Below are 21161 nucleotides of genomic sequence, written 5' to 3'. Positions count from 1 at the left end.
GGTCGCTGCCCTGACATCGCAAGGCCCGCACTATATCCTGAGCCGATGCGCCCGATCGTTGCCGTCCTGCTGCTTCTGTGTTCCGCCGATGCCTTGGCGCAGGCCGCTCCACCGCCGCTTCAACCGGAGCGCGCTCAACTGGAGCGCGGCAACGGCCCGGAACCCAGCACGCTGGATGCGCACCGTTGCCAGGAAGTGTCGTGCGGCAACGTGCTGCGCGACCTCTACGAAGGGCTGGTAACCGAGGATTCCGCGGGCAGATTGATTCCCGGTATCGCCGAGCGCTGGGAGGTATCGGCCGATGGCCGCACCTGGACCTTCCATTTGCGCGAAGGCCTGCGCTGGTCGAACGGCGAACCGCTGGATGCGCCGCAGGTGGTGGCCAGCTTCCGTCGCGCCTTCGCACCGGAAACGGCCGCGCCGTTCGCCGAACTGTTCGACGCCCTGAGCAACGCGCAGGCCGTGCAGGCGGGCAAGCTTGCTCCCGAAGCCTTGGGCGTCGCGGCGCCGGATGCGCGCCGGGTCGTATTCACCCTCAATCGCAGTGCGGCCCTGCCTGCGCTGCTGACGCTGCCCATCGCGTTTCCCGTCTACCTGCCGGCGGTGGAGCGATTCGGCGCGCAGCACACGCGCCCGGGACGATTGATCGGCAACGGCGCTTATCGGTTGCTGGCGTGGACGCCGCAGGCCAATCTCACTCTGGAACGCAACCCCCGATTCCACGACGCGGCCAACGTATCGATCCAGCGCGTGCGCTTCCAAGTGACCGAAGATGCGGCCGCCGAGCTGCAGCGCTTCGCCGCCGGCGACCTGCACTTCACCGAGACGGTGCCGCCGCAACCGTTGGAGGTGTTGCGGAAACGATTCGGGGACCAGTTGCGCATCTCTCCTTATCTGGGCGCTTTCTGGTTGGGGATGAATCTGGGCAAGCCGCCTTTCAGGAACGACCCCTCACTTCGCGAGGCGTTGTCGCTGGCGGTGGACCGCGACAAGCTCACCCGTTACGTCACCGGCTTGGGCGAGCAACCGGCTTATGGTCTGGTGCCGGGTGGAATCCCCGGCTACACCGGCGCCCGTACGGCCTGGGCCGACGCCACCCAGGCGCAACGGGAAGCGCGCGCCAAGTCGCTGTATCTCGCCGCCGGCTATTCGGCCGAGCGGCCGCTGGTGCTGGAATTGCGCTACAACACCTCCACGCCCCACCGGCGCATGGCCCTGGCCGTGGCGTCGATGTGGCGCGACGTATTGGGAGTGCAGGTGCGGCTGCGCAACGAGGAATGGAAAGTGTTCGTGCAGAACCGCAAGCAACGCGCGATCACCCAGGTGTTCCGCGGCGGCTGGGTCGGCGACGTGGTGGACGCGCGCAATTTTCTGGCCGCGTTCGTCAGCGACGGTCCGCTCAACTGGACCGGCTACGACGATGCGGGTTTCCGCCAACGGTTGGCCAAAGCCGATGCTGCCAAGACCGAAGCCGCGCGCAACGCATGGCTGCATGCGGCGGAACAGAAGCTCTTGAACGATCAGGCGGCGATACCGCTGTACTTCTACACCTCCAAGCACCTGGTCAGACCGGAAGTGCTGGGATTCGAAGCCAATCCGCTCGACCGCCATGCCTCGCGCTGGTTACGCTGGCGCGATTGAAAAGAGGAAGCCCGTATGCGCGCCAGACATCGTGAAGTGCACCGCTCCAACCGCGTCGGCTGGCTGCGTGCGGCGGTATTGGGCGCCAACGACGGCATCGTTTCCGTCGCCGGCCTGGTGGTGGGCGTGGCGGCAAGCGGCGCCAGCCATGCCGTGATCCTGACCAGCGGAGTAGCAGGCCTGGTGGCGGGCGCCATGTCCATGGCGGCGGGCGAATATGTTTCCGTGCAATCGCAGGCCGACACCGAAAAAGCGGACCTGACGCGGGAAAAGCACGAGCTGGCCGATGATCCGCACACCGAACTCGCCGAACTGGCGCATATCTATGTGCGCCGCGGCCTGACTCCCGCGCTTGCGCATCAGGTCGCCGAACAGCTGACCGCGCACGACGCTCTGGGCGCGCATGCGCGCGATGAGCTGGGCATCACCGAAACCTTGCGCGCCCGCCCCGTGCAGGCGGCCATGGCTTCGGCAGCCGCTTTCACCGTGGGCGCACTGGTGCCGCTGGCTGCGGTGTTGCTGGTGCCGACAGAGAATGTCGGCATGGCGACCATCGCGGTCACGCTGGCCAGCCTTTTCGTCTCCGGCGCTTTGGCCGCCTACGCTGGCGGCGCGCCTTTGCTGCGGGGTGCGTGGCGGGTGGGTTTCTGGGGAGCGATGGCGATGGCGGCTTCGCACTTGATCGGCAACTTGTTCGATGTGCGTGTGTAGTGCGATACCGAACGGGCCAAGAATGCATGGCGTATACGCGGCGCCGCACCTCAAGTATCGTCATCCCGGCGAACGCCGGGACCCAACTTTCAGTCGATGCCATTTGCTCGCGGTGGGATCGTTTCAGCGTTGAGTTGGGTCCCGGCATTCGCCGGGATGACGGGATTATTTTGTGAAGCGCCTGCTTTCCCGCCTGCTGGAAGCATTGATAACGTTATGGCTGCTGGCGACGCTCTGCTTCGTGCTGCTGCGCGCCGCGCCCGGCGGCCCGTTCGATACCGAAAAATCCGCACCGCCCGAAGTGCAGGCCGCGCTCGCCGCGCAATACCGGCTGGACCAGCCTCTCATCGCGCAGTACGGCGCATGGCTGGGCGATGTGATGCGCGGCGACCTGGGTCCTTCGTTCCAGTATCCGGACTACACCGTCAACCAGTTGATCGCCCAGGCGCTGCCGGTGTCGGCGCTCAATGGCGGACTCGCGCTGCTGCTGGCGTTGCTGCTGGGAATTCCCCTTGGAGTATTCGCCGCGTTGCGGGCGGGCAAGTGGATCGACCGCAGCCTGATGCTGCTTGCCGGATTGGGTCTGGCGATCCCGAAGTTCGTCGCCGCGCCGCTGCTGGTATTGCTGTTCGCGGTGACTCTGCACTGGCTGCCGGCCGGCGGCTGGGGCCAGTGGAACAACCTGGTGCTGCCGGTGATCGCGCTGGCCCTGCCCAACATCGCCTATTGCGCGCGGCTGACCCGCGTTTCGATGCTGGAAACCCTTTCCGCGGATTACCTGCGTGCCGCACGCGCACGTGGATTTTCGGAGACGCGCCTGTTGTTCTCGCACGCGTTGAAGCCCGCATTGCTGCCGGTGGTGGCGTGGCTGTCGCCTGCATTGATCAACGTGGTGACCGGCTCTGCGGTGGTCGAACAGGTGTTCGGAATTCCCGGCATGGGCCGCTACTTCGTGCAGGGCGCCTTGAACCGCGACTACACCCTGGTGCTGGGCGTGGTGCTGGTGGTGGGCGCGCTGATCGTGGCGATCAACGCCCTGGTGGACGCGCTGCGCGGATGGATGGACCCGCGCCTTGACCAGTAGGTCGGGGCTACGCCCCCGACGCTCGCCGGGCGTGCATCATGAGCGTCGGGGGCGTAGCCCCGACCTACTCCGAGTCCACGTCGGCCAGATCCAGCACCCACTTCGGCACGACGGACTCGCCCGCGTAGAACTCCTTCGGTTTCTTCTCGGCCATCGCCCAGCGGTGCAGCCAACTGGGGCCGTAGCGGCCGTTGTAACCATCGGGACGCGCATAAGCAGGATCACGCATCGCTTCATCCACGGAGATGAAGCGGTAACCGCGACGGCGCGCGGCCGCGATCAGCTCCACGAAGCTGTCGGCATTGAGCTCGTTGGCATGCATCAGCCATATCTGCGGCAGCGCGTAGCCCAGCAGCTGTTGCGATTGCGCTTCGTAGTAATCCAGCTTGTTGAGCATGTAGGGTACGTAGCCCAGCCGCAGACGCAGCAGCAACGCTTCGCGTTCGGGCGTGTCGGCTTGCGCGTTCATCACGTTGGCGTAGGCGAAGGCCCAGACCCATTCGCCGTTGTCCACGGTGACCGGCGCGATGCGGTAACCGTGCCGGGCCAGGAATTCCACCACCCCGGCCCTGTCGGCCGCCGTGCGGCCCGCGCGCAGGTAGGGATGGCGGAACCAGCGCGGCGCCATTCCCCGTTCGGCCAGCAGTGGGCGCAGTTGCCGCTCGCCGTCGAGGATGTCTTTCTCATAAGCCGGTATGCCGACCACGTGCAGATCGACATGCGCGTAGGTGTGGTTGCCCAGCTCGTAACCGGCGTCCAGCCAGTCGCGCAGCATCGCCACGCGACGGGGATCGACTTTGCCGTCGATTTCCAGCTTGTTTTCGTTGACGAAGCCGATGCCGGGCACGCCCGCCTGCTTCAATGCCGCGATCAAACGCTCATGACGCGCCTGCAGATCAGGCGGGGTGATGCCCTCCAGTCGTGCCCACGGCAGATCGTCGATGGTGACGGCGATGCGGCGGTCGGTACTCCCGGCCGCGTGCGCCGTGAACGTGGGCAGCCATGCGCAGAGCCAAAACAAAAAGACCAGTAGCCGCATGCGCAAAGTCCTTAGGGGGGAAGCGGGCCGAAGAGGATAGCCGCGAATCGGAATCCTAGACTTGCGGGAACCCCAGCCACCCGTTCACCACCGCGCGCGCCTCGTCCACGCCTTGCTTGGATTCGCCGGAGAAGGTCTGCACGCTGACGGTTTCGCCGAACAGAGAGAACAGTTCCTTCTTTACCGCCTGCAGCGCGTTGGCCTGCTGGCCGCGGCCCAGCTTGTCGGCCTTGGTGAGCAGCGCATGGGCCGGGATACCGCGCTCCACCGCATAGCTGAGCATGTGCCGGTCGTATTCCTTCAGCGGGTGGCGGATGTCCATCACCACCACCAGGCCCTTGAGGGCATTGCGGGTGCGGAAGTAGCGGTCCAGGAACGCCTGCCAATGGTCCTTCAGCTCATGCGGCACCTTGGCGTAACCGTAGCCGGGCAGGTCGACCAGGTATTTGTCCTGCTCGATTTCGAAGAACACCAGCTGCTGGGTGCGACCGGGGGTCTTGGAGACCCGCGCCAGCGCCTTGTGCCGGGTCAGCGCGTTGAGCGCGGTGGACTTGCCGGCGTTGGAGCGGCCGGCGAAGGCGACTTCATGGCCGATGTCGGCGGGAAGCTGGCTGGGAATGTGCGCCGCCAGCAGGTATTTGGCTTTTTCTAGGGGGTTGGACATGCCACTAGGATGGCATGGCGACGGCCGCACCGGCGTCGCCACGACTGGGGAAAAGCCCGCAAAAAGCCGGCGACGCCCGCTTTCATTGACCCGCAAGGCCTGCCCCGACGATAATTCCCCTGTTTCGCGGCCGCCGCACGACGCCGCTTTTTTCGATATTCCCGGAGCTTTAGCATGCGCCACGCTCGCGTTTTTGGACTTGCCGGACTGGCCATTGCGGCCGTGGGTGCGGTGGCATTCGCCCAGACCACCGTGGCTCCGCTGCCGGACAACGCGCCCGTGGTGACCGCGCCGCTGGAGATCGATCTCAGCAAGACCACCTGGGGCGATGCCAAGGCCGGCCAGACCAAGGCCTCGGCCTGTGCCGCCTGCCATGGCGCCGACGGCAACGGCAGCGATCCGCAATACCCACGCATTGCCGGCCAGAGCGAACGCTATATCGCCCACCAGATCGCCCTGATCGCCAGCGGCCAGCGCACCGGCACGGCGGTGGCCATGGTCCCGTTCGTGAAAGACCTGACCCCGCAGGACATGCGCGACATCGGCGCTTACTTCGCCACTCAGAAAGCCGGCGCAGGCCTGGCCGACGACACCGTGATCGCCGACGGCGCCTACAAGGGCATGAAGTTCTACGAAGTGGGCCAGCAGCTGTATCGCGGCGGCGACGTTGCCCGCGGCATTCCCGCGTGCATGGCCTGCCACGGCCCCAGCGGCGCCGGCAACCCCGGCCCGGCCTACCCGCACCTGGGCGGCCAGCGCCAGGACTACGCGGCGCGGCGCCTGCAGGAATACCGCACCGGCACCACCACCGAAAAGGACCCGGCGCTGTTCAACATCATGGCCCAGGTCGCCAACAAGCTGACCGACCAGGAAATCCAGGCGCTGGGCACCTACCTGCAGGGTCTGCACAACCGCGCCGACGATGCCGCCGCTTCGGCCGGCAAGGCAGCGCCCGCACCGGCAGCGCCCGCGCCCGCCGCTCCGCCCGCACCTGCCGCCGAGCCCGCACCGCAGCAGTCGTGAACCTTTCGCGCCCTGCGCGGTCCGTGGATCACAGCTCTTGTTCATTGCGCCGGCCCGATCATGGCCGGCGTTTCTTTTTGTGCCACGAGGTCGCCCGATGAAACTGCGCTTTGTCTTGCTGCTGCTGGCGTTGCTGCCGCTGTCCGCCTTCGCCGCCGACCCGGTCGCCGGCGTGGACTACGTGGAGATCGCGGACGGCAAGCCCTACGCGCCGCTCAATGGCAAGGTGGAAGTGGTCGAGGTCTTCGGCTACACCTGCATCCATTGCGCGCACTTCCAGCCCGTGGTCGGCGCCTGGCACAAGAAGCAGCCTTCCTGGGTGCGCTTCACCCCGGTGCCCGCCGCGTTCGGCGGCTACTGGACGCCTTACGCCCGCGCCTACTACGCGGCGGCCAAGCTGCGGGTGCTGGCCAAGACCCACGATGCGATGTTCAAGGCGCTGCACGAACAAGGCAGCCTGCCGATCCAGAACGCCTCTTCCAACGAGATCGCCAGCTGGTACGCCAGCAACTACGGCGTCGACCCGCAGGCCTTCGTCGCCGCGATGGAAAGCCCGGCGACGGATCTGCTGCTGGAGCGTTCCAAGGCCTTCGCCCTGGCCACCGGCATCGAAGGCACCCCCACGCTGGTCGTCAACGGCAAGTACCGGGTGACCGCGAACTCCTTCGAGGACACCCTGCGCACCGCCGATTTCCTGATTGCGCGGGAGCGCGCCCGGAAATAATCGCCGTGCTCTGATAAACAGTGCTTCTGTAAAAGATGCAGGCACTCAAGAAACGACCGCCCCTTCTCACCCCTCCTAGGATCCAAGCATGAGAATCCATCACGCTCTGATGTTGTCGCTGCTGCTACCAGTGATGGCGGCCTGCTCGAAGACCGAAACCCCGGCAGAGGCCGCAGCCCCGGCGCCCGCCGATGCAGCGCCCACGATCGCCGCTGCGACCGGTGCCGCGCCGCCCGCCGAAACCGCTGCCCCCGAACCCGACGCACCCAACAACAATCCGGTGGTGGCTCCGCAAGGCGCTGAGCCGGTGGCTGGCACCGATTACCTGGACATCGACGGCGGCCAGCCTTGGCAGCCGGTCGATGGCAAGATCGAAGTGGTCGAGATGTTCAACTACATCTGCCCGGCCTGCTATGCCTTCGATCCCACCCTGCGCAGCTGGAAGGCCAAGCAGCCGGCCGACGTGAATCTGGTCTACGTGCCGGCGCAATTCCGGCCGGACTTCGTTCCCTACGCCAAGGCCTTCTTCGCCGCCGAATCGCTGGGCATCGAAGAAAAGAGCCACCAGGCCGTGTACGAAGCGATCCACCTGAAGCACAGCATTCCGGCCGAAGGCGACAAGCCCGACGAGGCCAAGGTAGCCGCGTTCTACACCCAGTACGGCGTGAGCGCCGAGCAGTTCCTCAACACCATGAAAAGCTTCGCGGTGGCCGGCCGGATCAACAAGGCCAACCAGTTCATGATGCGTAGCAAGGTGGAAGGCACGCCCACCCTGATCGTCAATGGCAAGTACCTGATCAAGGGCCGCAGCTGGGAAGACATGCTGCGCATCGCCGATCATCTGATCGCCAGGGAACGCGCCGCGCAATCGGGTGCGGCGAAGTAATCCGACCGGTCGCCCCCATGACCGCAGCGGACACGCGCCGGCTCAAGCTGCTCAGCGCCAACATCCAGGCGGGTTCCAGCACCCGCCGCTACAGCGACTATGTGACCCGCAGCTGGTCGCACGCGCTGCCGGCAGGCAACAAGCGCGTGAGCCTGGATTCGATAGCCAAGATGGCCGGCGAGCACGACATCGTCGGCCTGCAGGAAGCCGATCCCGGCAGCCTGCGCTCCGGGTTCACCAACCAGACCCACTACCTGGCCGAACAGGGCGGTTTCGATTACTGGAGCCACCAGCCCAACCGCAACGTCGGCCGCGTGGCCTCCAGCGCCAACGGCCTGCTGAGCAAACTGGAACCGGTGGAAGTCAGCGACCATGCCCTGCCCGGCCGCATCGGCGGGCGCGGCGTGCTGATGGCGCGCTTCGGCGACGGCGACGAAGGCCTGGTGGTGGCGGTGGCGCATCTGTCGCTGGGCGCAACCTCGCGCCGCGCGCAACTGGCGTTCATCGCCGAGCTGCTGGCCGACCACCCGCATGCGGTGCTGATGGGCGACTTCAATTGCGTGCCGGACCGGCCGGAAATGGATCTGCTGTACACCCGCACGCACCTGCGTCCGCCGGCCTTCTGCGTGCCCACTTTCCCCAGCTGGCGTCCGCAACGGGCCATCGACCACATCCTGGTCAGCGAGCGCCTGGAGTTCGCCGATGCGCGCGCCATTCCCGCCGCTTTTTCCGACCACCTGGCCCTGGCGATGAGCATCGACGTGCCGCAGGCAGCGCTGCGCTGAGCCGCGCCGGATTGATCGAACCCAGCTCCAGGTTCATACCAGCAAAGTGACTGCAACCGTTACCAGGAACAAGGCGAATACCCGCTTCAAAGCCAACCCGCTGATCCGATGCGCCAGGCGCATGCCGTAAGGCGCCGACAGCACCGACGCCACTGCGACCCCGATGGCGGCCGGCAGATAGACATAGCCCACCGAATATTCGGGCAGCGCACCCGCTGGGGCATGCAGCGCATAGCCCACGGCGCTGGCCAGCCCTATCGCCACTCCGCAGGCGCTGGAAGTGCCGACCGCGCGTACCGGCGCGATCCCGCGCCACACCAGCAAAGGCACGGTCATGCTGCCGCCGCCGATGCCCACCACCGCCGATACCGCGCCGATACCGGCGCCCGCCGCGATCATGGGCAAGCCCGTCGGCGGCGGCGTCATGACGCCATCGGCCCCGACCCGGGTCTTGCCGAACAGCAACTGCGCCGCGGCCAGCAAGCAATAACCCGCCACCACCCAGCGCAACACCTGGTCGTCCAGCTTCACCGCGATGCCGCTGCCCAGCCATCCGCCCAGCAACAAGCCCGGCACCATCCATTTCACCGTGGGCCACAGCACGCTGCCGCGGCCGTGATGCGCATATGCGGACGAAGCGGCGGTCAACACGATGCTGGCCAGCGAACTGGCCAGGGCCGCATGCATCGCCGCTTCTTTGGGGATGCCGTACAAGGGCAGCAACCAGGCCAATGCCCCGACCAGCACCAATCCGCCGCCGACGCCAAGCAATCCCGCCAACACGCCGGCGACCGCGCCGAGCAAGGGGAACATCCAGATTCCTTCGAACACGTTCTCTCCAAACTGATGCGATGCGGCTAATGCGATGCGCAATTCACGCGCCCGTGCGGCGGATCATGCGATTCATCCACCATCCTTTAGTATTTCGGCCATGACAAGATCGAGCCTCGCTATCGTACTCGCTGCCGCCGCCGGCCTCTTGCCGCCCTGCCTCGCGCAGGCGCAAAACCTGGACGCGCAACGTCCGCAGATCCAGGCGGCGCTGCAAGCGGCGGAAAGCGGCCGCTTCGACGTTTCGCAGTATCCCCCGGGCCTCACCGCGCATCCGCTGTACGGTTGGGTGGAATTCGCAGATCTCAAACGCGACATCGACACCTTGCCCACCGCCCGGGCGCAATCGTTCCTCAAACGCTACGAAGGCCAGGCCGTGGCCGACGCTTTCCGCGGCGTGTGGCTGCCGGCCCTTTCCCGGCGGCAGGACTGGCCCACGTTGCGTGCGGCGTGGAAACCGACTTCCAATGTCGGCCTGCAATGCGCCGAACTCAACGCGCGCCAGGCCCTGGGCAAGTCCGATGCGCAATGGACGCTGGATGCGCAGAAAATCTGGACCAGCACCGGCAAGTCGCTGCCGGACAGCTGCGATCCCGTGTTCGCCCTGCTGGGCGCCAGCGGCGGACTGACGCCGGCCCTGCGCTGGGAGCGTATCGACAAGGCCGCCGCCGAACAGCAAACGGCGGTCATGCGCAGCGCAGCGCGCGGATTGCCCCCGGCCGATGCCGCGCTGGCCAACGACTACGCCGCGTTCCTGGACGGCGTGCATGCGCGCGCGCTCGGCTGGCCGAAAACCGAACGCAGCCGCAAGATGGCCATGTACGGCCTGATGCGTCTGGCCAAATCTTCGCCAGCCAGTGCGGAAATGCAGTTGCCGCAGTACGCCGCGGCGCTGGGCATGAGCGAAAGCGAACGCGGCAAGGTTCTGTACGAAGCGGCGCTGTGGACGGTGGCGTCGTACGAACCGGATTCCGCGCGCCGCCTCAATGCCGTGCCCGAAGCGGCCTACGACGAAAAGTTGCACGAATGGCGCGTGCGCGAAGCCATGGCCCGCGGCGACTGGCGCGCGGCGCTGGCCGCGATACGCAAGATGCCCAAAACGCAGCGCGAGGATTCGCGCTGGCGCTATTTCGAAGCACGGCTGGCGGAAAAGACCGGCGACAACGCAGAGGCCCAGCGCCTGTTCCGCGAAGCGGCCAAGTCGCCCACCTTCCACGGCTTCCTGGCGGCCGACCGTGTCGATCAGGGCTACGCGCTGTGCGCCTGGATCCCCAACGACAGCGCGCAGGCCCGCGCCGCGATCGCCAAGGATCCGGCGATCGTCCGTGCGATGGAGTTGTGGAAACTGGAACGCCCCGGCTGGGCCACCAGCGAATGGAACAGCGCCCTGGCCCGCTTCGACGACACCCAGCGCCGCCTGGCGGTGGAAGTGGCGCGCGACAACGGCTGGTTCGACCGCGCGGTGTTTTCGCTGGGCAAGAATCCGGAGGAACAACGCCTCTACGAACTGCGCTTCCCGCTGCACCATGGCGAGACCATCAAGCGCGAGGCGGCCAGAAACGCCATCGACCCGGCCTGGGTCGCGGCCGAAATACGCGCCGAAAGCATCTTCAACCCCAAGGCGCGCTCGGGCGCCAACGCCATGGGCCTGATGCAGGTCCTGCCCAGCACCGGGGCGGCCACCGCCAGAAGCCTGGGCGTGCCCTGGGGCGGCGCCAACAGCCTCTACGATTCGGACACCAACATCATGCTGGGCACCGCTTATCTGCGGCAGATGGAAAACAAATACGGCACGCCGTACGTGGCCATCGCCGCCTACAACGCCGGCCCGGCGCCCACCGCGCGCTGGCAGTCGCAACGTCCCAACTACGACCCGGATTTCTGGATCGAAACCATCAGCTACAAGGAAACCCGCGAGTACGTGGCGCGCGTGCTGGCCTTCAGCGTGATCTACGATTGGCGCTTGAACGGCAAGGCCTTGCCGGTGACAGACCGCATGCTCGGCCGCGTGGATGCGAAGCGCAAATCCTTCAGCTGCCCGACGGCGCAGTTGCCGAAGAGCTGAGCTTTGGATTTCCTTCTCCCACCGGGAGAAGGTGCCCGAAGAGCCTGCCCCGTACTTGATACGGGGGCGGATGAGGGAATGGACCGTCCGCTTGTTGTGAAAGTTGGATGGCAAGTCACTCCCACTCCCTCATCCGTCGCTACGCGCCACCTTCTCCCGGTGGGAGAAGGAAAAACTAAGGCATCATCCCCCCATGAAAACCTACCTCGTCGGCGGCGCCATACGCGACAAGTTGCTGGGCCTTGAGCCCGGCGACCGCGATCATGTCGTGGTCGGCACTACGCCCGAGCAAATGCTGGCACAGGGCTTCAAGCCGGTCGGGCGCGATTTCCCCGTGTTCCTGCACCCGCGCACGGGCGAGGAATACGCGCTGGCCCGTACCGAACGCAAGAGCGGGCGCGGCTATCGCGGCTTCGTGGTGGACAGCGATCCGTCGGTGACGCTGGAAGAGGATCTGGCCCGGCGCGACTTCACCGTCAACGCTATCGCGCAGGACGAACAAGGCAATCTGTTCGATCCGCTGGGCGGAGCGCGCGATGTGCAAGCGCGCATACTGCGGCATGCGGGGCCGGCCTTCGTCGAGGATCCGCTGCGCGTGCTGCGCGCCGCGCGTTTCATGGCGCGCTTCGCGGGGCTCGGTTTCACGGTCGCACCGGAAACGATGGCGTTGATGCGGGAAATGGCCGAAGGCGGAGAGCTGGGCGAACTGGTGCCCGAACGGGTCTGGCAGGAGCTGGCGCGTGCGCTGCGTTCGGCCACGCCCTCGGCCTTCCTTCGTACCTTGCGCGATTGCGGTGCGCTGGCCCAAGTGCTGCCTGAAGTGGATGCGTTGTACGGCGTGCCGCAGCGCGCCGAGTTCCATCCGGAAGTAGACACCGGCCTGCACCAGGAAATGGTCAACGACATGGCCGCGCGGCTGGCCCCCGGCGATGACACGATCGGCTTCGCCGCGCTGACCCACGACCTGGGCAAGGCGCTGACGCCGCAAAATATGCTGCCAAAGCATATCGGCCACGAGCAAGCCGGTATCGCGCCGTTGAAGGCGCTGTGCGAACGCCTCAAGGTACCGGCCGCGCATCGCGAGCTGGCGGTCATGGCCTGCCGCGAGCATCTCAACGTGCACCGGCTGAATGAACTGCGCGACGCCACGGTGCTGGAGCTGCTGACGCGTTGCGACGCGTTCCGCAAACCGGAGCGCATCGCTCAACTCGCCCTGGTCTGCGAAACCGACAAGCGCGGCCGCTTGGGCAGCGAAGACGCCGACTATCCGCAGGGACGCGAACTGCAGCGCCTGCATGCCGCCGCGCTGGCGGTGAACGCCCGCGACCTGACCGAAACCCCGCTCACCGGCCCCGAAGTCGGACTGGCGCTGAAGAAGGCGCGGCTGCTCGCCATCCAGAAGGCACGGCGCCCGGAAAGCTGAGTCGGCTCCGTCGCACCGGCTCAGCAAGGCAGTGGCCGGTAAAAATGTGACGCAGTTCGCCCTCCGTGACCAATCCCTTGCCCCCTCTGACCCGGCAACCCAACAGGAGAGGGATTCCGTCTCTGGCACGATAATTGCTTTTACTCCAGTGCAGCTACTCCATAAGCACCTGGGCACTGGATATGTACAACCTCGATTCGACCTCGCCGATCGACCCGGCGGACGGCTCTCTTCCCGAATTGACCGGCGAACTCTCGCTCACGCCTGCATTGGCCGCGCGCGGTGGTCTGTACGTGCCGTTGCGGCTCAAATTCGCCCTGGTCCTGACGCTTGCCGCAGCCTGGATGGGTTTCAGCGTGTGGCTGTCGCAGTCCTGGCTGGGCGAGTTGTCGCACGTCACCGGGTTCGCGGTGGCGCTGGTGGTGATCGCTTTCATCGCCTATGTGCCCGGCTTCATGAATGCCTTCCTGATCGGCTCGATCCTCAGCGATCGCCGTCCTTCGAGGCGCGAATTCGCCGCGTATCCGGACCTGTGCGTGCTGGTGGCCTGCTACAACGAAGGCGAGAACATCGAAGACACCTTGCTCAGCCTCTCGCGGCAGGATTACGCCGGCCAGGTCGAGGTGGTGGTGATCGACGACGGTTCCACCGACGACAGCCTGGCCATCGCGCAGGCGGCGGCCGCCCGGCTTTCGCGCCCGGGCATGCGGATCCGGGTGCTGGCGCAGCCGCGCAACCGCGGCAAGTCGGCGGCGTTGAACCGCGGGTTCGCCGAAACCAAGCAGAAGCTCGTGCTGACCGTCGATGGCGACTCCTACCTGCGCACCGACGCGCTGCGCAAGATCGTGCAGCGCTACCTTTCCGACCCCCCCGGCACGGTGGCCGTCGCCGGTGCGGTGCTGGTGCGCAATTCGCGCGACAACTGGCTGACCCGCGCGCAGGAATGGGATTATTTCCACGGCATCGCCGCGGTGAAGCGCATGCAAAGCATGTACCACGGCACGCTGGTGGCGCAGGGCGCGTTCTCTCTGTACGAGCGGCAGGCGCTGGAACAAGTGGGCGGCTGGCCCGAGTGCGTGGGCGAAGACATCGTGGTGTCGTGGGCGCTGCTGGCCACCGGCGCGCGCATCGGCTATTGCGAGGACGCCTGCCTGTTCACCAAGGTTCCCGCCAAGGTCGGGCAATTCTCGCGCCAGCGCCAGCGCTGGTCGCGCGGATTGATGGAAGCCTTCGCACGGCATGGCCGGCTGCTGTTCGCGCCGCGCATGAGCACGCTTTTCATCTGGTGGAACCTGCTGTTCCTGCCGCTGGACCTGGTCTACACGCTGGCGTTCCTGCCCGGCCTGGTGCTGGCGCTGTTCGGCTACTACTGGATCGCAGGATTGATGACGTTGCTGGTGCTGCCTCTGGCCATGCTGTGGAACATCGTCATCTTCGGCGTGCAGACCCGGATGTTCAAACGACAGGATCTGCGGGTGCGGCGCAATCTCAGCGGTTTCCTGTTCTATTCGATCGGCTACACCATGCTGCTGCAACCGGTGTGCGTGCTGGGCTACGCGGCCGAACTGCTGCGCCTGCGCAAGACCTGGGGCACGAAATGAAGCGCGGTCCGCTGGCTTTCGCGCTGTTGATGGCGCTGTCGGGCATGGCGGCCGCCGACGAACAGCCGTCGCCGAAACAGGCGCTCCGGCCGGAGCTGTGGCTGTCCTCGGACGCCGACGGCAACCAGACGCAGAAATACGGACTCGGCTGGGATCTGCGCCGCTACAGCGACGATCGCTGGTTGGGGATGAAAGTGGAACGCGCGCGCTTCGCCGGCGATGGCTGGTCGCAGAGCGAAGAGCGTCTGTATGTCCGCGCCGCGGGCGGTAGCGATCTGTGGCGGTGGAAAGTGGACGCGGGCACCAATGGCGATGCGCTGCTGGGCAGCGCTTCGCTGCATAGCCAGGACACCCGCCGCAAGGAGTTCTTCCTGGAACGCGAAATCCTGGAGACCCGCGAGGGTGCCGAACGCGGCCTGGTGCAGACCTTTGCTGGCGCAGCGGTGGACGTACCGATGGGCGAGCGCTGGACGGCCACTGGGTTGGTCGGCCTGCAGGACTTCGGTTCCGGCAACAATCTGCGCACGCACCTGCGCGGCAACCTGATCTTCGCGGCCTTGCCCGAACAGGGCATCAGCGTGCAATTGCGCAGCCGCTACTTCCGCAACAGCGAAGCGCGCGAAGGGGACTACTACTCCCCGGAATGGTACGGAGAGGTTCTGGGCGTGGTCGCGCTTCGCCGCCACTACGGCGGCTACCAATGGCGTGCGGCCGCGGGCTTCGGCCGCCAGCGCAGCGACAGCGAAGGCTGGAGCAATGCGCGCATGCTGGAGGTCGGCGTGGACACCCCGCACTGGAAGAGAGCCTGGCTGCGCGCCAACGCGGGATACAAGGACACGCCGGTGCTCAACGAGACCGGCTCCGACCGCTACGCCTACCGCTATGTGAGCGTGGAAGCCGTGATCGACCTTTGATCGCGGTGGGTACCGATGCGCGGCTGTCAGATCGGCGTCAACTTCAGCAAGCGTACGTTCGAACCGTCCTCCAGCAGCCAGATCGCGCCATCGGGGCCCTGCTCCACTTCGCGGATGCGCTGGCCCATCGGATAGCGCGACACTTCCCTGCCGGTGTTGCCGTCGAACTGGATGCGGATCAGCGCCGTCGACGCCAACCCGCCGATGAAGCCGTTGCCGCGGAAATAGGGAAACAGATTGCCGTCGTAGATGATGAAGCCGGCCGGCGCGATCACCGGCGTCCACCATGCTTCCGGCGCGTTGAATTCCGGCCGGGTGGAATGGTCGGGAATGTCGCTACCGTCGTAGTTGCTGCCGTTGGAAACGACGGGCCATCCGTAGTTGGAGCCGCGCTCGATCAGGTTGAGTTCGTCGCCGCCCTGCGGGCCCATTTCGTGTTCCCACAGCTGGCCCTGTGCGTTGAAAACCAATCCGTAGACGTTGCGATGGCCCAACGACCATACCTGGGCGGCAACGCCGCCCTGACTGGCGAACGGATTGTCGGCGGGAATCGAACCGTCGGCGTTGAGGCGGATGATTTTGCCCAGGTTGGATTGCAGATCCTGCGCCGGCGTACCCTTCTGGCGTTCGCCCGAACTGATCCACAGTTTGCCGTCGCGGTCGAAGGCGATGCGATGGCTGTAGTGCGCGTCGCCGCTGACCTTGATCTGCCGCCACAGCACCTGCAGGTTGGACAGGCTGCCGTTGTTGCCGCTGGCGTCCAGGTTCAAGGTAGCGCGCGCTACCGCTGCGCCGCGTACGCCGCCGGAACCTTCTTCCGCATAACTGAGATAGACCCAGCGATTGCTGGCGAACTGCGGATGCAGCACCACATCGCCCAAGCCGCCCTGCCCGCCATAGGCCACGGCCGGCACGCCGATGATTTCGCCGATCTGTCTGGTGGCGACATCGATCAGCCGCAACTTGCCCGGCTTCTCGGTGACCAGCAGGCGCCCATCGGGCAGGAAGGTCATCGCCCAGGGCTGGTCGAACCGCGCCACCTCGGTGCTCTTGAAAGCGGGATTGGGAATCTGCCGGGCAGGCAGATTGCCGCCCATAGAAGGGGGTTGCCCCGGCGCGGCCTGGGCGACGGCGCTGGCCTGGACGCCGGCCGGCCGATTCACCGGCATGACGCGTGGGGAAGCCATAAGCCGGGGCGCAGCGCGTTCGGGCGCTTCCTGCGCGGAACGTTTGCTGTCGTCCTCAGCGCCTGGCAGATCGCACGCGGTCAGCAACAGCAAGCAGCAGGCAAGCAGGCACGGAGACGGGCGCATGGCGGCACTCACACCGGGGGATGCCCGCCTTTCTACTCCAATGCGGCGCAGAAAGCTGTGATCGGAAGCAGAAGGATGCGGGAAGCGGTCAGAGCTTGAGGTACCAGCGGCGGCGGTCCATCCAATACACCACGCCCCACCACAATCCCACGAACGCCAAGGCGAAGGCCAGCGACGGCAAGTAGGGCCCGAAACGCGGGCTCATCCATTGGCTGAAGCCGACACGGTAGATCGGTTTCCACCAATCCAGGCCCGCCAACGCATAGACCATAGCCGCCGATCCGACATAGGCGGCGATGGCATTGGCTCCGAAACGGCGGCCCAGCGCAGGCCACTTCCCGACATCGATCAGCGCATGGCACAGGACCAGCGCCAGCATGGCCCAGCCCGCCGTCCACAGCACATAAGAGGACGTCCACAGATTCTTGTTGAACGGGAACCAGTACGACCAGGCGAATCCGGCCGCCAGTGCGATCACCGCGGCCAACAGCAGTCGCTTCGCATCGCCGCCACGCAGCCATTGGCCTGCGCGTACGCCCAGCAGCGTGGTGGCGATGGCGGGCAGCGTACTCAACAGGCCTTCCGGATCATGGCCACGGCCGCTGGCCGCATCGAACTGATAGACCATCGGTCCCAGCAGCGCGGTATCGATGCGGCTGGCCAGATTGTCCAGAGGTGCGAACGAACCGCCCGCCGCCAGCAAGGCCCAATAGCCCAGCAACAGGGTCGCGATGATGGTCCACTGCGCTTTGGCGCGGGTCAGCGTCGCCAGGAGTCCCGCAGCCGCGAAGCACAGGCCGATGCGCTGCAGCACGCCCCACGGCCGGAACCACGGCTTGTCCAACAGCCAGAACGCCAGCAGGTGCAGCAGCAACCCCAGGCCGATGATCTTCGCTGCACGCAGCATCACCGCGCGCCGCAATGAAGCGATGCCGGCGCCCGTCTCCACACGCGGAACGATGCCCAACGCGATCGACACGCCGACGATGAAGAGGAAGAACGGAAACACCAGGTCGGTCGGCGTGCAGCCGTTCCACTCCGAATGCAGCAGCGGCGCGTACACGTGGCCCCAGTCGCCCGGGTTGTTGACCAGCAGCATCGCCGCCACGGTGATGCCGCGCAGCGCATCGACCGAATCGAAGCGCCGCGGTGCGGTCACCGGTTGCCGTCGATCCAGGTGGCGGCGACCTGCAGGTCCGCGTCCAACGCCACCAGATCGGCGTGGTAGCCTGGTGCGATGCGGCCGTAACGGTCGCCGATGCCCAGGAACTCCGCGGGATAGGCCGAGGCCATGCGCGCCGCTTCTGCCAGCGGCAAACCGAGAATGCGCACGCTGTTGCGTACCGCCGTGGCCATGTCCAATGCCGACCCCGCCAACGTGCCCGTCGCATTGCGGACCACGCCATCGCGGGCGGTGATCACTTCGCCATAGAGTTCGTAGCTGGGATCGTCCGCGCCCACCGGGGGCATGGCATCGGTGACCAGGAATACTTTGCCGCGCGCTTTGGCCTTCAACGCCACGCGCAGGCTGGCCGGGTGCACGTGGTGGCCGTCGACGATGACGCCGCACCAGGTGCCGGCATCTTCCATCGCCGCACCGACCGCGCCGGGCTCGCGGCCGGTCAGGGGCGACATGGCATTGAAGAGATGGGTGAAGCCGCGGATGCCCGCGTCTATGCCGGTACGGGTTTCCTCGTAGCTGGCGGCGGTATGGCCGGCGCAGACGATGGCGCCGCGCTGCACCAGCGCACGCACCGTATCGGCGCCCACCCGCTCCGGCGCAAGCGTGATCAGGGTGATGCCGTTGTCCAGCGCGGTGGCCAGTTCGATCTCCTGCGCGTCGGGCACGCGGAACTTGCTGGCGTCGTGGGTGCCCTTGCGCGCTGGCGCCAAGTAAGGGCCTTCCAGATGGATGCCCAGCACGCCGGGCACGCCTTGCGCGATCGCCAGGCGCGTGGCGGCCACGGCTTCCTGCATCCTGCCGGCATCGTCGCTGATCAGGGTGGGCAGGAAACCGGTGGTGCCGAACTGGCGGTGCGCCGCACCTATACGCCGCAGCGATTCGGCGTCCGGCGAATTGTTGAACAGCACTCCGCCGCCGCCGTTGACCTGGCAATCGATGAAACCGGGCAGCAGAGTCGCGCCCTGCAGGTCGTACGCATCGTCGGCGCGCTGCAAAGCCTCGTGTTCGGAAACCACGGCGGCGATACGCCCGGCCTGCACCAGCACCGCGAGACCCTCCTCGATCCCGCGATCGGTGAGGATGCGGCCGTTGGACAGGGCCAGGACGCTGTCGGTCGGATTGCCGTTCATACGGTCTCGGTGACTTTGTTCAGATGCGGCGGCACATCGGGATTGTGCCCGCGGCGCAACGCCAAGGCATTGATGGCGCGATAGAAACTCTGGATGGTCAGCAGCGGTGCGCAGGCCGGATGCGGCGCTTTCACCAATGGAAGATCTCCATGTGCCGACGATACCCAGACCTCCGCGCCGCGCCCCCGGAATTCCTTGGCCAGGGCCAGTGTGCCGGCCTCGGTTTCATCCGGCTGCGCGAAGCAGAGCACCGGGAACCCCGGCCCCACCAGCGCCATCGGCCCGTGCTTCACTTCCGCCGAACTGTAGGCTTCGGCGTGCAGGCCGCAGGTTTCCTTGAACTTGAGCGCGGCTTCCTGCGCGGCGGCGAGGCCGAGACCGCGGCCGAGGACGAACAGGTTGTGTGCATCGACCAGGCCTTCGGTGAGCGGCGACCAGTCGGCCTGCCACGCGGCGCGCAGGCTGTCGGGCAAGGATTTCAGCGCGTCGAGCAACGGCGCCTGGTTTTTCCAGTAGGCGGCCAGTTGCAGGATGGCCGACAGCGACGACAGATAGCTCTTGGTTGCCGCCACGCTGCGTTCGGGACCGGCATGCAGCGGAACCACGGTATGCGCCAGCTGCGCCAGCGGGGAATCCTCCACGTTCACCAAGGCGACCACGCGCGCGCCGGCTTCGCGCGCGGCCTCGGCGTTGCGCAGCAGGTCGGGGCTTTTGCCCGATTGCGAGATGACCAGATACAGCGCGCCTTCCAGCTTCTGCTTCGCCTCGTAGACCGAACCCACGGAAGGCGAAGCCGAAGCGGTGACGATGCCCAGCTGCGTCTCGAACAGGTATTTGGCGTAGGTGGCCGCATGATCGGAGCTGCCGCGCGCGCAGGTCGCCACGAACGGCGGCGGGTTGCGGCGCAGATCTTCGGCCAGTGCGGTGATGACCGCTTCGTTGCGCGCGTACTGCGCGGCGACTACCTCGGCGGTCTGCGCAGCCTCGGCGTACATCAGGGTGTCGTGGGGGGCGGGCAAACGGACGTTGTTGGTTGCTACGGTGTTCATGCGGATGGCTGACTTCAATCGTTGCGCGGGCGTACCGGCGCGGTGGAGCCGCGCACCACCAGTTGCGGCACGAAGCCCTGGTTGTGCAGCGGCGTGGGGTTTTCGTCGTAGGCGTCGTGGCGCAAGCCGGCGATCAGCAGGCGCGCGGCCTGCCGGGCGATGTCTTCGGTGGCTTGCTTGGCGGTGGTCAATGCGGGCCAGGACTGCTTGGAGAACGGGCTGTCCTCGAAGCCAGCGATGGAAAGATCGTAGGGCACGTTCATGCCCGCCGATTTGGCGGCGGCGAGCACGCCGGCGGCGATTTCGTCGTTGGAACCGAAGATCGCGGTCGGCGGTTCGCGCAAAGCGAGCAGACGCCGGGCGCCGCGGAAACCGTCGTCGAAGGTGTAGTCGCCAGGTACGACCAGATGCTTGTCCAGGGTGATGCCGTAATCCTTCAGCGCCTTCTCGTAGCCGTTGTAGCGTTCGATACTGGACCGGTGCGCCAGTCCGCCCCAGAGGAAGCCGATGCGCTGGTGGCCGAGCTGGATCAGGTGCTCGGTGATCTCATAGGCGGCATCGTGGTCGTCCACATACACGCAGGGATAGCCGTCGTTGGGGTCTTCGGTGGCGGCGATGATGCGCACCAGTTTCACTCCGCGCGCCGCCAGCGCCTGCACCAGTTCCATGCTTTCGGACATCGGTGCGGTCAGCACCAGGCCGGCCAGGCGCGAACGCTGCACCAGTTCCGACAGTTCTTCGGCCAGCAGCGGCGAAGTGGAATCGCAGGGATGGATCTGCAGGCCGAAACCGGTTTCCCGGCACGCGGCCAGCACGCCGTTCTGCACGCCGATGATGTGGTACGGGTTGGGGTTGTCGTAGATCAGGCCGACCACGAACGGCGTCCCGCTGCGCAGGTTGCGTGCGGACTGGTCGGGTTCGTAATCCAGTTCGGCGATGGCGTGCAGCACGCGCGCGCGCGTGCCCTGCATGACCGAGGGTTCGTTGTTGATGACGCGCGACACGGTCTTCAGCGATACCTTGGCGCGTTCGGCGACATCCTTGATGGTGGGCCTTCGGGTGTGCGGTTGATTCATATGAAGACTCGCTTGGCGA

General features: G+C 66.3%; 19 protein-coding genes. 11 read left to right on the top strand and 8 right to left on the bottom strand.

What is annotated here, in order from left to right:
- Positions 1-45: 45 nt before the first annotated feature.
- The 3 genes from CSC73_RS11945 to CSC73_RS11935 all read left to right on the top strand — a co-directional run bounded on the left by CSC73_RS11945 (position 46) and on the right by CSC73_RS11935 (position 3436).
- On the top strand, positions 46-1641 hold the full coding sequence (locus CSC73_RS11945) for a peptide ABC transporter substrate-binding protein (RefSeq protein ID WP_163840654.1): 1596 nt from the start codon (positions 46-48) through the stop codon (positions 1639-1641).
- A 15-nt stretch (positions 1642-1656) separates the two neighbouring features.
- Positions 1657-2352 (top strand): VIT1/CCC1 transporter family protein, encoded by a 696-nt coding sequence (locus tag CSC73_RS11940; RefSeq protein WP_163840653.1) that lies wholly within the window; start codon positions 1657-1659, stop codon positions 2350-2352.
- A 172-nt stretch (positions 2353-2524) separates the two neighbouring features.
- Positions 2525-3436, top strand: coding sequence for an ABC transporter permease subunit (locus CSC73_RS11935; protein WP_163840652.1), 912 nt, complete (start codon positions 2525-2527; stop codon positions 3434-3436).
- A gap of 64 nt (positions 3437-3500) precedes the next feature.
- Here the strand turns inward: CSC73_RS11935 and CSC73_RS11930 are convergent, their stop codons facing one another.
- Positions 3501-4475 (bottom strand): polysaccharide deacetylase family protein, encoded by a 975-nt coding sequence (locus CSC73_RS11930; RefSeq protein WP_163840651.1) that lies wholly within the window; start codon positions 4473-4475, stop codon positions 3501-3503.
- A 55-nt stretch (positions 4476-4530) separates the two neighbouring features.
- The gene (yihA, locus tag CSC73_RS11925; protein WP_163840650.1) at positions 4531-5139 is read right to left on the bottom strand and encodes a ribosome biogenesis GTP-binding protein YihA/YsxC; all 609 of its coding nucleotides are present in this window, start codon (positions 5137-5139) and stop codon (positions 4531-4533) included.
- Between the two features lie 174 nt (positions 5140-5313).
- Between yihA and CSC73_RS11920 the strand changes: the two genes are divergently transcribed.
- The 4 genes from CSC73_RS11920 (at position 5314) to CSC73_RS11905 (ending at position 8557) form a co-directional block, all read left to right on the top strand.
- A complete protein-coding gene (locus tag CSC73_RS11920) occupies positions 5314-6162 on the top strand; it encodes a c-type cytochrome (protein ID WP_163840649.1) in 849 nt (282 codons plus the stop codon).
- A gap of 97 nt (positions 6163-6259) precedes the next feature.
- Positions 6260-6886 (top strand): thiol:disulfide interchange protein DsbA/DsbL, encoded by a 627-nt coding sequence (locus CSC73_RS11915; RefSeq protein ID WP_163840648.1) that lies wholly within the window; start codon positions 6260-6262, stop codon positions 6884-6886.
- An 88-nt stretch (positions 6887-6974) separates the two neighbouring features.
- On the top strand, positions 6975-7772 hold the full coding sequence (locus tag CSC73_RS11910) for a thiol:disulfide interchange protein DsbA/DsbL (RefSeq protein WP_163840647.1): 798 nt from the start codon (positions 6975-6977) through the stop codon (positions 7770-7772).
- 17 nt (positions 7773-7789) lie between these two features.
- Positions 7790-8557 (top strand): endonuclease/exonuclease/phosphatase family protein, encoded by a 768-nt coding sequence (locus CSC73_RS11905; RefSeq protein WP_163840646.1) that lies wholly within the window; start codon positions 7790-7792, stop codon positions 8555-8557.
- 33 nt (positions 8558-8590) lie between these two features.
- Here the strand turns inward: CSC73_RS11905 and CSC73_RS11900 are convergent, their stop codons facing one another.
- A complete protein-coding gene (locus CSC73_RS11900; RefSeq protein ID WP_246197506.1) occupies positions 8591-9388 on the bottom strand; it encodes a sulfite exporter TauE/SafE family protein in 798 nt (265 codons plus the stop codon).
- Positions 9389-9488: 100 nt separating this feature from the next.
- On the opposite strand from CSC73_RS11900, the gene CSC73_RS11895 reads away from it, so the two are divergent.
- The 4 genes from CSC73_RS11895 (at position 9489) to CSC73_RS11880 (ending at position 15391) form a co-directional block, all read left to right on the top strand.
- Complete coding sequence (locus CSC73_RS11895) at positions 9489-11453, top strand: transglycosylase SLT domain-containing protein (RefSeq protein ID WP_163840645.1); 1965 nt, start codon at positions 9489-9491, stop codon at positions 11451-11453.
- Positions 11454-11646: 193 nt separating this feature from the next.
- On the top strand, positions 11647-12876 hold the full coding sequence (locus CSC73_RS11890) for a multifunctional CCA addition/repair protein (RefSeq protein WP_163840644.1): 1230 nt from the start codon (positions 11647-11649) through the stop codon (positions 12874-12876).
- A gap of 182 nt (positions 12877-13058) precedes the next feature.
- Positions 13059-14477, top strand: coding sequence for a glycosyltransferase family 2 protein (locus tag CSC73_RS11885; protein WP_211840874.1), 1419 nt, complete (start codon positions 13059-13061; stop codon positions 14475-14477).
- The gene (locus CSC73_RS11880) at positions 14474-15391 is read left to right on the top strand and encodes a hypothetical protein (RefSeq protein ID WP_163840643.1); all 918 of its coding nucleotides are present in this window, start codon (positions 14474-14476) and stop codon (positions 15389-15391) included. The genes CSC73_RS11885 and CSC73_RS11880 overlap by 4 nt, the downstream gene beginning before the upstream one ends.
- A gap of 26 nt (positions 15392-15417) precedes the next feature.
- Here the strand turns inward: CSC73_RS11880 and CSC73_RS11875 are convergent, their stop codons facing one another.
- The 5 genes from CSC73_RS11875 to CSC73_RS11855 form a co-directional block, all read right to left on the bottom strand.
- Complete coding sequence (locus tag CSC73_RS11875) at positions 15418-16578, bottom strand: PQQ-dependent sugar dehydrogenase (protein WP_163840723.1); 1161 nt, start codon at positions 16576-16578, stop codon at positions 15418-15420.
- A 214-nt stretch (positions 16579-16792) separates the two neighbouring features.
- A complete protein-coding gene (locus tag CSC73_RS11870; RefSeq protein WP_281352895.1) occupies positions 16793-17863 on the bottom strand; it encodes an acyltransferase family protein in 1071 nt (356 codons plus the stop codon).
- Positions 17860-19017, bottom strand: coding sequence for an N-acetylglucosamine-6-phosphate deacetylase (gene nagA, locus CSC73_RS11865; protein ID WP_163840642.1), 1158 nt, complete (start codon positions 19015-19017; stop codon positions 17860-17862). The genes CSC73_RS11870 and nagA overlap by 4 nt, the downstream gene beginning before the upstream one ends.
- Positions 19014-20066, bottom strand: a complete 1053-nt coding sequence (locus CSC73_RS11860; RefSeq protein ID WP_163840641.1) for an SIS domain-containing protein — start codon at positions 20064-20066, stop codon at positions 19014-19016. The genes nagA and CSC73_RS11860 overlap by 4 nt, the downstream gene beginning before the upstream one ends.
- A 14-nt stretch (positions 20067-20080) precedes the next feature.
- Positions 20081-21142: a LacI family DNA-binding transcriptional regulator gene (locus CSC73_RS11855; RefSeq protein ID WP_163840640.1), complete on the bottom strand. Its 1062-nt coding sequence runs from the start codon at positions 21140-21142 to the stop codon at positions 20081-20083.
- Positions 21143-21161 lie beyond the last annotated feature (19 nt).

This window comes from Pseudoxanthomonas sacheonensis (genome assembly GCF_010093305.1).
Lineage (GTDB): Bacteria > Pseudomonadota > Gammaproteobacteria > Xanthomonadales > Xanthomonadaceae > Pseudoxanthomonas_A > Pseudoxanthomonas_A sacheonensis.
Note: the sequence above shows the minus strand (reverse complement) of the source record. Positions and strands in the feature narration are given on the sequence as shown.

What these genes read in the sequence shown, in the direction of transcription:
- CSC73_RS11945 (WP_163840654.1), top strand. Translation starts at nt 46, where the DNA reads ATGCGCCCGATCGTTGCCGTCCTGCTGCTTCTGTGTTCCGCCGATGCC.
- CSC73_RS11940 (WP_163840653.1), top strand. Translation starts at nt 1,657, where the DNA reads ATGCGCGCCAGACATCGTGAAGTGCACCGCTCCAACCGCGTCGGCTGG.
- CSC73_RS11930 (WP_163840651.1), bottom strand. Translation starts at nt 4,475, where the DNA reads ATGCGGCTACTGGTCTTTTTGTTTTGGCTCTGCGCATGGCTGCCCACG.
- yihA (WP_163840650.1), bottom strand. Translation starts at nt 5,139, where the DNA reads ATGTCCAACCCCCTAGAAAAAGCCAAATACCTGCTGGCGGCGCACATT.
- CSC73_RS11920 (WP_163840649.1), top strand. Translation starts at nt 5,314, where the DNA reads ATGCGCCACGCTCGCGTTTTTGGACTTGCCGGACTGGCCATTGCGGCC.
- CSC73_RS11915 (WP_163840648.1), top strand. Translation starts at nt 6,260, where the DNA reads ATGAAACTGCGCTTTGTCTTGCTGCTGCTGGCGTTGCTGCCGCTGTCC.
- CSC73_RS11910 (WP_163840647.1), top strand. Translation starts at nt 6,975, where the DNA reads ATGAGAATCCATCACGCTCTGATGTTGTCGCTGCTGCTACCAGTGATG.
- CSC73_RS11905 (WP_163840646.1), top strand. Translation starts at nt 7,790, where the DNA reads ATGACCGCAGCGGACACGCGCCGGCTCAAGCTGCTCAGCGCCAACATC.
- CSC73_RS11895 (WP_163840645.1), top strand. Translation starts at nt 9,489, where the DNA reads ATGACAAGATCGAGCCTCGCTATCGTACTCGCTGCCGCCGCCGGCCTC.
- CSC73_RS11890 (WP_163840644.1), top strand. Translation starts at nt 11,647, where the DNA reads ATGAAAACCTACCTCGTCGGCGGCGCCATACGCGACAAGTTGCTGGGC.
- CSC73_RS11885 (WP_211840874.1), top strand. Translation starts at nt 13,059, where the DNA reads ATGTACAACCTCGATTCGACCTCGCCGATCGACCCGGCGGACGGCTCT.
- CSC73_RS11880 (WP_163840643.1), top strand. Translation starts at nt 14,474, where the DNA reads ATGAAGCGCGGTCCGCTGGCTTTCGCGCTGTTGATGGCGCTGTCGGGC.
- CSC73_RS11875 (WP_163840723.1), bottom strand. Translation starts at nt 16,578, where the DNA reads ATGGCTTCCCCACGCGTCATGCCGGTGAATCGGCCGGCCGGCGTCCAG.
- nagA (WP_163840642.1), bottom strand. Translation starts at nt 19,017, where the DNA reads ATGAACGGCAATCCGACCGACAGCGTCCTGGCCCTGTCCAACGGCCGC.
- CSC73_RS11860 (WP_163840641.1), bottom strand. Translation starts at nt 20,066, where the DNA reads ATGAACACCGTAGCAACCAACAACGTCCGTTTGCCCGCCCCCCACGAC.
- CSC73_RS11855 (WP_163840640.1), bottom strand. Translation starts at nt 21,142, where the DNA reads ATGAATCAACCGCACACCCGAAGGCCCACCATCAAGGATGTCGCCGAA.